Source organism: Acinetobacter sp. UBA801, assembly GCA_002296655.1.
Taxonomy (GTDB): Bacteria; Pseudomonadota; Gammaproteobacteria; order Pseudomonadales; family Moraxellaceae; genus Acinetobacter.
Map to the genome: position 1 here is coordinate 1 of DBIN01000054.1, position 10,541 is coordinate 10,541.

At 40.5% G+C, this 10,541-nt stretch carries 9 protein-coding genes and 1 pseudogene; 2 read left to right on the forward strand and 8 right to left on the reverse strand.

The window, feature by feature from the left end:
- Window positions 1-97 precede the first annotated feature (97 nt).
- The 6 genes and pseudogenes from B2W49_RS10930 to B2W49_RS10955 all read right to left on the reverse strand — a co-directional run bounded on the left by B2W49_RS10930 (window position 98) and on the right by B2W49_RS10955 (window position 5,196).
- Window positions 98-490 (reverse strand): hypothetical protein, encoded by a 393-nt coding sequence (locus B2W49_RS10930; protein WP_291341237.1) that lies wholly within the window; start codon window positions 488-490, stop codon window positions 98-100.
- Window positions 487-1,190 (reverse strand): annotated as a pseudogene (locus B2W49_RS10935) (LuxR C-terminal-related transcriptional regulator). Before B2W49_RS10935 ends, B2W49_RS10930 begins: the two are co-directional and overlap by 4 nt.
- A gap of 275 nt (window positions 1,191-1,465) precedes the next feature.
- The gene (locus B2W49_RS10940) at window positions 1,466-2,509 is read right to left on the reverse strand and encodes an alpha/beta hydrolase (protein WP_291341239.1); all 1,044 of its coding nucleotides are present in this window, start codon (window positions 2,507-2,509) and stop codon (window positions 1,466-1,468) included.
- The gene (locus B2W49_RS10945) at window positions 2,509-3,636 is read right to left on the reverse strand and encodes a YdcF family protein (protein WP_291341241.1); all 1,128 of its coding nucleotides are present in this window, start codon (window positions 3,634-3,636) and stop codon (window positions 2,509-2,511) included. The genes B2W49_RS10940 and B2W49_RS10945 overlap by 1 nt, the downstream gene beginning before the upstream one ends.
- Window positions 3,637-3,642: 6 nt before the next feature.
- Window positions 3,643-4,683 carry a UDP-N-acetylmuramate dehydrogenase gene (gene murB / locus B2W49_RS10950; protein WP_291341243.1) on the reverse strand — a complete coding sequence of 347 codons (1,041 nt, stop codon included), beginning with the start codon at window positions 4,681-4,683 and terminating at the stop codon, window positions 3,643-3,645.
- Window positions 4,684-4,686: 3 nt separating this feature from the next.
- The gene (locus B2W49_RS10955; RefSeq protein WP_291341245.1) at window positions 4,687-5,196 is read right to left on the reverse strand and encodes a low molecular weight protein-tyrosine-phosphatase; all 510 of its coding nucleotides are present in this window, start codon (window positions 5,194-5,196) and stop codon (window positions 4,687-4,689) included.
- Window positions 5,197-5,315: 119 nt separating this feature from the next.
- Here B2W49_RS10955 and B2W49_RS10960 point away from each other — a divergent pair, with 119 nt between their 5' ends.
- Window positions 5,316-6,476 carry an iron-containing alcohol dehydrogenase gene (locus B2W49_RS10960; protein WP_291341247.1) on the forward strand — a complete coding sequence of 387 codons (1,161 nt, stop codon included), beginning with the start codon at window positions 5,316-5,318 and terminating at the stop codon, window positions 6,474-6,476.
- 120 nt (window positions 6,477-6,596) lie between these two features.
- Here the strand turns inward: B2W49_RS10960 and dnaX are convergent, their stop codons facing one another.
- Complete coding sequence (dnaX, locus tag B2W49_RS10965; protein WP_291341248.1) at window positions 6,597-8,879, reverse strand: DNA polymerase III subunit gamma/tau; 2,283 nt, start codon at window positions 8,877-8,879, stop codon at window positions 6,597-6,599.
- Between the two features lie 65 nt (window positions 8,880-8,944).
- The gene (locus B2W49_RS10970) at window positions 8,945-10,231 is read right to left on the reverse strand and encodes a serine hydrolase domain-containing protein (protein ID WP_291341250.1); all 1,287 of its coding nucleotides are present in this window, start codon (window positions 10,229-10,231) and stop codon (window positions 8,945-8,947) included.
- Between the two features lie 122 nt (window positions 10,232-10,353).
- Here B2W49_RS10970 and B2W49_RS10975 point away from each other — a divergent pair.
- Window positions 10,354-10,541: transposase (locus B2W49_RS10975; protein WP_291334786.1), on the forward strand; the 188-nt coding region annotated here is incomplete at its 3' end.

Genomic DNA, 10,541 nt, shown 5'->3' on the forward strand with positions numbered 1-10,541 from the left:
CATTAATGCAGTACGATCTTCAAAGTTAAGATGATGGTATGACAATTTTATATACTCCATAAACCCTTTAAATTAATTAGGTGGTTTATGTCGCACTTCAAGTTTTACTCTGCCGTTCTTCTAAATGCTGACTTGCCCAAAGTAAATCCTGATTCAGATAAACAGCCCCTGCACTATTTAAAAAATCCAGCGCGAAAACGATGGGTTGATTTAAACGATGTTCACGCTCACAAAACCATTCCCACTCTATTTTGTACCACGCCCCACCATTATAATTTTTCCAGCGCTCATCCCAAACATCAGGCAGTTGTACATTTTCCCAACCCATTTGAGGTTTTTTATTGTGTGAAGCTGTTTTGGCAGAGCTGATTGAAAGTACATGTACATTACAGTACTGATTAATTGGATATACCACTTGCTGCGCATAGCTTTGCCACGCACAGAGCAACAACAACACGCCCAAACCACACTGCCAAAGTCTTTGAATCATAAAAGACCTAAAGTTCTAGCTGTACTGACAGCCTTAGTGCGTTTAGTAACCGACAACTTCCGATAGATATGTTTGATATGGCTTTCAACGGTATAACGCGACACAAATAATTGCTCAGCAATTTCACGGTTACTTAAGCCCTGCGCCACCAAATTTAAAATTTCTAATTCACGATTGGTGAGCTGTTCATACTGTGAATTGAACGTTAGAGTATCTGCTCGACCTGCTAAATCCTCGGTCAACACAGGCACTTTTTGATGTGAAATTTGCGATAAAATTTCACGAGCAATAAATGGGTCTATCGGTGCGCCACCTCTTAAAATGCTGCGAATCGCAATAATTATTTCAGCATCATCACGTTCTTTAAGTACATAGCCTGTTGCACCTGCTTGAATTGCAGAAAATAAACTGTCTTGGGTGCTCCATGCAGAAATCACTAAAATTAATGCGCTCGGATCCTAAAATGTAATTGTTCAATCAGTTCTTTACCATTTCCATCAGGCAAGCCTAAATCGACCAAAGCCAAAGCAATCGGATGATCTTCTATACACGTCATTGCGGCTTTAAGATGGCTCACAAAAAATAGCATGTCATCTTGATAACCAATATCATGCAAAATTTTTCTAAGACGTGACTGAATAATAGGCTCATCTTCAACAATTAAAACCGGTACAGGTAATATCGCTTCCATTTCTGCCATCATTCATCCCCTTAATTATATTTGTAAATATATCAATCGTTTTGATGTAAACACTATCCCTAGAATTAAGGAGTTTTTCAAATTTAGCTTATTTTATAGACATGAGCATAGCACTGAAACATGAAACTCGAGCATGAAATAAAAAATAAATATGTATTATTATTCTAATTTGAATGGTGCTTCTCACTTTAATGAGCAGCGCAGCATAAATATGCTTTGATGTCGAGAACACCATCAAAGCAAATCTAGAGCCGTATTAAAAGATGCTCGATAAATTAATAATAAATTTTGGAGCTATGCGCATGCAAAAAAGCAGGAATCAGCCCTGTTAAAGCCGCACGAATATCTGCACGTTCATTGATTAATTGATGCGAGCCTTCTTCTAACATGAGTAAGGTTTGTAGACGGAATTTACGCCGAATAAACTCAATGTTATAGCGCCAATCAACGGTTTGATCTTGCGCTCCTTGTGCCAACCAAACAGGTATACGGCAAGCTGGACGTTCTTCCATCTCCAACATCCATTTAGACATGGCTAAAATCCAATCCATGCCCATCATTCTAGGTTGCAGCGGGTCTTTTAAACGCACAAAGCGTAAAAATTCAGGATTATGATTATTACGTCGGAAATGTCGAGGCACTTCACGCTTAATCCGTCGGATAATGCCCAAACCAACGGAGTTATGCCACCATGCCGATTTTGCAGGACGAATCAAAGGTGATAATAACAACACACGCTCTACAAATGGATTTTCACGACGCTGTGCAAACTCCAACAAATGATGCATCCAAATTGCACCGCCCGTACTTTGTCCAATGCCCAACCATGGTTTTGGCAATTGATCGGCATTTTTTACATATTGATAAACCGCATGTAATACTTGCTGATAATGATCAAAATTTTTGATGTTAGCTGGAGAACCATCACTCAAACCATGTCCAGGTAAATCATAAGTCAGAACACTAAAGCCCTGCTCTAATAATTCTTTGACGATAGGTTGATAAATCCCGCTATGTTCCAAATAACCATGTAGCAAAAATACCGTACCCTGTACTTGATCAAATTTGGTTTTGCTTAAATCGGGTTGAAAAATTTGCACATGCAATTTAAATAACGGCATTTGTACATAGCCTTGCCAATGTGCACAGTCCAACAAATGAAAACCATAAAGCTGTCGATAGGCTTGTAACTCAACACTCGGTTCAAAGGTGCGATTCAAATTTAAGGGTTGTAATATTTGTGGCGTGGTTTCCCGACTTGGTACAGGCAAATCTAATTGCTTTAACACACTTGGGTTTAAAAATGGAATATCAGGCATTATGGCACCTCGCGACATGCGCTAGAACCAATCAAGACATCCCGAATGGTGGCAAGCATTTCATAATTGGCTCGGCGGCTGTGATCATAGTTTTGTTCACTTGGACGCCATGCAGTCAGTTGGGTCGGCATGGGAGCTTCGAAAGGAATCGTTTCAATGCCATTTAAAGCAAATAATCGCCGAGTGCGTGGCATGTGATAACGGTCTGTAATCAAAATCACTGTCGGCGCTCCCCCCTTTTTTTGTAATAATAAAGAACTAAAGCGTGAATTTTCACAAGTATTCATGCTGCGATCTTCTAATAATTTTGCATCGACATCATATTTTTTTAACCAACGCTGCATATATGGTGCTTCGACACCACTCAGTACAATCGGTAATTGATATTGTTTTACCACCGCCAAGGTCGTTTCTAAACGTAAACGTGTGTAATCATTGACCACAATATCTTTGCCATTGTCATCTAAAGTTAAGCCACCACCTAAAACCACAATCGCATAAGGTTTAGAATTTGCGAGTGTTTTTGGCATATTTTGTTGCTGGATTGAGGCAATATCTTTGAAAATTTCTTCATCTACAGGCTCATTTTCGGTTTCGGCAATTTTATGAGTGCTTAAAAATGCCAAGTATTGTTCCATGATTGCCTGATTTTCATGGCTATCCAAATTGAGTAAGGCTTTTACATTTTCGGATGGATCTTCTACAACTGCTTCCGAAGCTACATTAGACACCAACAATGGCACTTGCCGCAACTCTTGTTCAGAGGCTAATTTTTTTTGCGTTTGTTCTTCTATAATAAGCGCTTGTAAGGCTTTATAACGTGCCTGAATTAAAGTTAAATTTTGCGAGTTTTCAGATTGAATCTCTTGCTCCATAAGCTTCAAATAAGCTTGTCGTGCAATCCATAAATCTGAACCAGGTTCCAAACTGTCTTGATCACTAAAAGCCGCCATTTGCTGACTTTTAGCTGCCACTTGATTCACTTCTACAGGCACCAAAGTGTTCAGCGTTTTGACCACCAAAGTAGAATAAAAAGGTGAATAAATAAAAATCATGAACGCTGCAAACAACACAAATAGCACGGCAGCAATTTGTACTAATCTGAGCATCCAATGATGATGTTTCATCTTCACTTAACCTACAGGTTGATGTGCACGAATCAAACCTGTTTCATCGAATAACACAGGTTCAGGTTCGAGTAAAATACCAAAACGGTTTAAAACATCCTGCTGCACAGCACGATAGGTTTGTTGCACATCTGCCAAAGTGGCATCGGCATAATTGACTAAAACTAATGCTTGCTTATGAAACATACCCACCGCACCCAGTTGTTTACCTTTCCAGCCAGCTTGATCAATCAACCAGCCTGCTGCAATTTTAACTTGTGCATTCGGCTGTGGGTAATGGGGTAAATGTGGAAATTGTGCTGCAATTTGTTCAAATTGCTGAGTAGAAATCACAGGATTTTTAAAGAAACTGCCCACGTTTGGATATTCTGCAGGATTCGGCAGTTTATTTTGACGAATTTGAATGACTTGTTGCTGCAAGTTTTCAGCAGTTTGCTCATCGCCTACAGCAGCTTTTAAATCACCATAATTTAATTTTAAAGCTGCCTGTTTCAACAATTTAAAGGTCACATGGGTAATGATGTAACGGTTAGGATGATCTTTAAAAACACTGTGTCGATAAGCAAACTGACAATCTGCTGCGGCAATTGAGCTGAATTGCTGGCGTGCACGATCATAAACCTGCACAGATTCAATAAACTCACCTACTTCAACGCCGTAGGCACCAATATTTTGTACAGGTGAAGCACCGACCAAACCTGGAATTAAAGCCAGATTTTGCAGACCATATAACTTTTGTTCCGTGCTCCATAACACAAAATCATGCCAGACTTGTCCTGCTCCAATTTTTAAGGTAACACTTGCATCATCTTCAGCACATTTTTCGATGCCCTGAATATCCATGTGCATGACCAAGGCATGAATATGCTCAGGCAATAACATATTGCTACCACCCGATAAAATCAGCACATTTAATTGTTCTGTATGCGCAAATGCCAAAGCATCCTGCACATCTTGAATATTTTTAACTTTTACATAATGCGATGCAGTTGCATTTAAGTTGAGCGTATTGAAAGGTTTGAGTTGCATGTTGTATTGAATGTGCATGACTTAAACCTTCAATTCAAATTGTTGTTGTAAAACTTTCACCCATGCGCGACTGCTCGACTCGCATTGATCCAGCACCCGCTCAAAACCATCGGCTTCGCCATAATAGGGATCGGGTAATTCTTGCTGTGTATAATGCGGATCGTGTTCGCTCATTAAGGCAATTTTGGCGCGCAAACTGCCAAATTCAGCTTCGGCACGGCGCATCAAGGCTTGAATGTTGTTTAAGTTTTCAAAATCCATTGCCAAAATCAAATCAAACTCGACAAAGTCTTGAATATTTAACTGACGGGCACGCAAAGTAGATAAATCATAACCACGCTTAAACGCATGTTTTTGACTGCGTAAATCTGGGGCTTTGCCCGGATGATAATTACTGGTTCCAGCAGAATCTACCCACACATTGAGTTGCTGTTCATCACAAAAATGTTGAAGTACAATTTCTGCCGTTGGAGAGCGGCAAATATTTCCCAAACAAACACATAACACCTTATATGGCGTTTTGGATGACATAAACAACCTCAAAGCTACTTTATTTTTAAGAGTCTTATGTTAAGTTATTTATGATATGAATCCTATATCGTGCCCTAACAATAATGTTGATTTAGGTATAAAAATTAGGAATAAAGACAATGCAGCATTTTCAATTTCAAACCGTTGGCAACATTATTTCAGGATTAGGTTCAATTTCTGAACTTAAAACAGTTTTAACTGAAAAAAATTATAAGCGTTTGTTATTGGTCACCGATGCTGGCATTCTACAGCAACAATTGCATCAAACTATTTTAGAAATTTTAGAGCAGCTACAACTGGACTATGCCATTTACTCGAATGTGCAAGCCGATCCCGCAGAACAGATTGTGTTAGAAGCCGTTGATTTTGCTAAACAGAAAAATATTGATGTTGTATTAGGTTTTGGTGGCGGTAGTGCAATGGATGTCGCCAAAATTATTGCCGTGCTGAGTCATCCTGAACAAAGTCAACAATTATCGGACTTGTATGGTGTCGGTAATGCGCAAGCCCCTCGTTTACCACTCATTTTAGTTCCCACTACGGCAGGCACAGGTTCAGAAGTCACACCAATTTCCATTATAACCACTGGTGCAACCAGTAAAACAGGCATTGTTTCTCCTATTTTATATGCAGATGTCGCCATTTTAGATGCCAATTTTACCCGTAATCTTCCAGCACAGATTACCGCAGCGACAAGTATAGATGCGATGGTACATGCTATTGAAGCCTATACTTCTAAAATCAAGAAAAATGCGTATTCAGATTTGCTGGCAAAACATGCTCTGCGTTTACTCGATCAGAACTTAAAATTGGTGCTTGAAGATAGTAACAATATGAAAGCACGGCAAAATATGCTGTTTGGTTCAATGCTTGCAGGACAAGCTTTTGCCAATGCTCCTGTGGCTGCAGTGCATGCACTTGCTTATCCATTAGGTGGGCATTTCCATATTTCACATGGGCATAGCAATGCATTGGTACTGACCGAAGTTTTAAAATTCAATGCACCTGCTGCCAAACAGTATTATGCAGAATTGATGTGTTGGTTAGACCCACGCAGTAAAGGCTGCACAGATGGATTATGTGATTTGTTTATTGATCATTTACAAAATCATTTAGATCAAAGTGGCTTGGTGTTAAAACTCAATGTACTAGGCATAGCAGAAAATATGCTGCCGCAACTGGCAGAAGATGCGATGCTGCAAAGTCGTTTATTACAAAATAACCCAAGAGCAATACAAATTCAGGATGCTTTACAGATTTACCAAGCTATTTATGCCTAACTTTTACGCTTAACTTTCTGCATTTAACTTTATAGAAGTACAGATTCAGCTTGTGCTTAGAAAAAATAAGGCTGGTTTGATCCAACCTAAAAGTTTCGCGAATAAAAGCTAAAAACAGGCTTATTTCAACTGAATGTTGTGTAATTCGCCATCAAAGTCTTGCAAAATATCTTTCACAATCGGTTCTTGATGCAGCAAATTTTCAGCACGTTGATAAGCGCGTTGTTTCCGCTGTTGCTGCAAAATATACGGCGTCGTCTCATCCACATTTTCATATTGCACTTTAAACAGAGTTTTACTCCACTGTTCTTTTAAAGCACTTTCTAAAGCATGTTGCAGTTGAGTCAATAACTGCTGATATTTCTCAGGAATATGAAAAACTGATTCAGCATTAATCTGCCCTGTCATCACACCATGCTGCGCTAATTCTTGCACGGCAGGCGACAACTCACTGTGTCTAAACCAATATTCCCACTTATCTAAAGTCCACTCACCTTCTAAAACTTGCGGTTGTAGACGCAGAATATCCTGCGGCATTAATTGATCATCAGCATTGGATACTACAGTTTGTCGCGGTTGTGCTGTCAGATTGGCAACATTCGGCTCAATTTCAGTGGCTTCTAAATCAAATAAAGCGCTTTCTGCATCACTTACATTTGATGTAATTGCCGGTGCAGCATCATTCAATTGTAACGCAGGTGCAACAGGCGATGTTTCTGCTGATTCAGCAAAATTATCTAACGGTGCAACTGCATCAAAACTTTCTAGTAAAAATTCATCATGACTTTGCACATCAGTTGCAGCACTTAGCGATGCAGTTTCTTCATCTAAACCAAACAATTGCGCTTCTGCATGAGGATCAAACACAATCGATTCAGATTGAATAGGCTCAACATGCATTGTTGTTTCTTCGCTTACTGCAGGTTCAGACACAGTTTCTGACAATACGGACGCTGTGGAATGAAGCGCTTGCGGATTCGTTGGTTGCTGAGTCGCATGTTGACCTTGATGTGTTAAAGCTTCAGGCTCATCCTCATCTAAAAAATCATCTGAGGAAGATTCTACAATAGGGGTCTGTGCCGTGGTGTGATCTGAGTAAACATCATCTTGATAGTCAAATCCATCAAGATCAGGCACATCTGTATGCTCAGATTGAAGATCAGGTGTTGCAACAGCATTAAATGCAGTCACATGCTGTTCTGTTTGCATTGTATTTGGAGTTGCCACAGCTTGTTGAGCTTGTTCCATCTGGGCAACGGGTTGCGTAGTCGCTGCTTGCTCAGTGTTTTGTGGTGCAGCAACCAACACTTCATTGGCTTGCAAAGGTCGAAATGCAAGTAAACGCAGTACGCACATTTCAAAGCCTTGTTCTTGGGTCACCGCAATTTGTAAATCAGCGCGTCCTTTACAGGCAATTTGATAATACAACTGTAAATCTTGTGCAGAGATTACACCTGCAAGCTGCTGAATTTTTTTATTAATTTCAGCACTGTATTTCAGATTTAAATCTGGCAAATATTGCATGATTGCCAATTCATGCAGTGTCGAAATCAACTGATCCAACACCAAAGATACATCTAAAGCTTGTTGTCTAAATTGTAATAAGAGTTGACTTACACGCTGCTGTTGGTTTTGATGGATCGCTAAAATCAAATCATAGATAATGGTGCGGTCAATTAGACCTAGCATGTCTTTCACATCTTGATGATGAATTTCGCCCTGACCATAAGCAATGGCTTGGTCTGTCAAAGACATCGCATCACGCAAAGAACCTTGCGCAGATTCAGCAATCTGCCAAATCGCATTTTGCTCTGCCACAATCTGTTCTTTGGCTAAAATATCCGTTAAATGACTAGTAATTTCATCGACCTGCAAGGGACGCAAAGTAAATTGCAAACAGCGAGAAATCACAGTAATAGGGAGTTTTTGTGGGTCTGTGGTCGCAAATAGAAACTTCACATGCTCGGGCGGTTCTTCCAAAGTTTTCAGCAAAGCATTGAATGAATGCGTAGACAGCATGTGCACTTCGTCAATCAGATAGACCTTAAAACGCCCCTGAGTTGGTGCATAAGGTACATTATCGAGTAACTCGCGTGTATCTTCAACTTTGGTACGCGACGCCGCATCAATTTCGATTAAATCAATAAAACGACCATCATTAACCGCGGTACAGGTCGGACACACTTCACACGGGGTAGATGTCACGCCTGTTTCACAGTTCAGGCATTTGGCCAAAATACGCGCAATGGTGGTTTTACCCACACCACGTGTTCCCGTAAAAAGATAAGCATGGTGCAAACGCCCACGTTCTAAAGCACTGCTCAATGCCCGTGATACATGGTTTTGTCCCACCAATTCATTAAAATTACGAGGACGATATTTACGCGCAAGTACCTGATACATGAATGCTCCTTTTTACAGGTCTAAGCATACTGTTTTTTTGGCAAAGAGTGAACGCACAATCACGCCTAAAACCAGCCTTTACGCCCTTGCAATTGCCGATCTGCACAGCGAATGGCTTCCTGACTCAGTCCCCAAAGTCGATAATCACCAATTAAAGAACCTGCAGCAAAATTATGGGTATAAGCAAAACTGAGTTGTCGGTCTGGATCACACCACGCGCCCGAGCCATTAAAACCCATATGGCCAAAACCTTGAGAGCGTTTACCCAAACTCAATACACGGTGATAGCCCAATCGCCAATGCATCGGGATAGGCATGACCCGATCACGCTGCACAAATTGCACTTGGCTTAATTGCTGAAAAACTTCAGGCTGAATCAATTGCCGACCTTGCCATGATCCACCCTGCGCTAACATTGCATAGATACATGCCAAACTTTGAGCAGTAAAAACACCATTGGCAGCAGGAATTACGGCTTGTAAACCTGTATCGCTAAAAAAACTAAAATTTTTCATGCCTTTGGGAATCATGCCATCCTGAAAGTCTTGTGGATTTTGCCCACTCCATGCAATAACTTTATCGACTATTGATACAGGTCGTGTGCGAGTTTTAGCTTGGTTTTGAATTTTAACTGTCTTTTTATTTGCGGGTGATGTATCTGCTGGTGCTGAAGTCACAACAATTTTAAATGGCCGCGCAACACGGGAAAGCTCAGATGCGGGCACACCAAAATACGCCCCATCCAAAGCCAAAGGTTCAACCAAGTATTGCTGCATCAGTTCAGCCAATGTTTGACCCGTCGCTTTTTCTAAAATCCCACCGACTAGCCAGCCAAAAGTTAAAGGTTGATATGCTGCCTCACTCGCTACATCAAAACGTGGCTTGGCTTGAACTAACACATTCAACATGTGCGACCAGTCTGCCATTTCAGTCGCATCGGCAATAATATTACGGATATCATATAAACCACTTTGATGACTCAATACATGCCTTAAGGTCATCAATGCTTTGCCATTTTGGGCAAATTCGGGCCAGTATAGATAAATTGGAGTATCGTAATCGATCAGTCCGTGACTGACTAAAATATGCGCCAGTGTCGCCAATACACCTTTGCCTGTGGAATAACATACAGATAACGTATCGGCTTGCCAGTCTTGATCTGGCGACTTTTTACCTGTGTAAATATCGACGACTTTCTCACCTTGAAAGTACACCGCTAAAGCCGCTCCACCCTGTTGGCTACGTGCATTTTGCAAACGACTAAATTGCATCGCTAAATCATGAAACTCAGGTGCAACCCATCCACGATAATTTTCAGTTTCAGCAAAAATATAATCCTTTAAATGTTGCATCATCCTGTTTATCTCGTTTTTATTGTTAATAAAGATGTAAGCATCCGGCTAACACAGCCTTACCAAGCGATCCTATAAGCCTTAATTTAGTTCCCACCTAAAAACAAGTGGGGACTTAATCCATGAACATGGATATATATTCAGCAACACCTCCTGTTGCTAAAAAACGCAGAACATACAGCAAAGAATTCAAACTCAGTATTGTCAATGCCTGTAAAAATCCTAATACCTCGATCGCTTCGGTCGCACTGCAACATAGTATTAATGCCAACCTTGTCAGTCCTTGGATCAGGATCTTCAGCCATCATGA

Excerpts from the sequence above, each read along its gene's own strand:
- B2W49_RS10930 (WP_291341237.1), bottom strand. The coding sequence starts at position 490 with ATGATTCAAAGACTTTGGCAGTGTGGTTTGGGCGTGTTGTTGTTGCTC.
- B2W49_RS10940 (WP_291341239.1), bottom strand. The coding sequence starts at position 2,509 with ATGCCTGATATTCCATTTTTAAACCCAAGTGTGTTAAAGCAATTAGAT.
- B2W49_RS10945 (WP_291341241.1), bottom strand. The coding sequence starts at position 3,636 with ATGAAACATCATCATTGGATGCTCAGATTAGTACAAATTGCTGCCGTG.
- murB (WP_291341243.1), bottom strand. The coding sequence starts at position 4,683 with ATGCACATTCAATACAACATGCAACTCAAACCTTTCAATACGCTCAAC.
- B2W49_RS10955 (WP_291341245.1), bottom strand. The coding sequence starts at position 5,196 with ATGTCATCCAAAACGCCATATAAGGTGTTATGTGTTTGTTTGGGAAAT.
- B2W49_RS10960 (WP_291341247.1), top strand. The coding sequence starts at position 5,316 with ATGCAGCATTTTCAATTTCAAACCGTTGGCAACATTATTTCAGGATTA.
- dnaX (WP_291341248.1), bottom strand. The coding sequence starts at position 8,879 with ATGTATCAGGTACTTGCGCGTAAATATCGTCCTCGTAATTTTAATGAA.
- B2W49_RS10970 (WP_291341250.1), bottom strand. The coding sequence starts at position 10,231 with ATGCAACATTTAAAGGATTATATTTTTGCTGAAACTGAAAATTATCGT.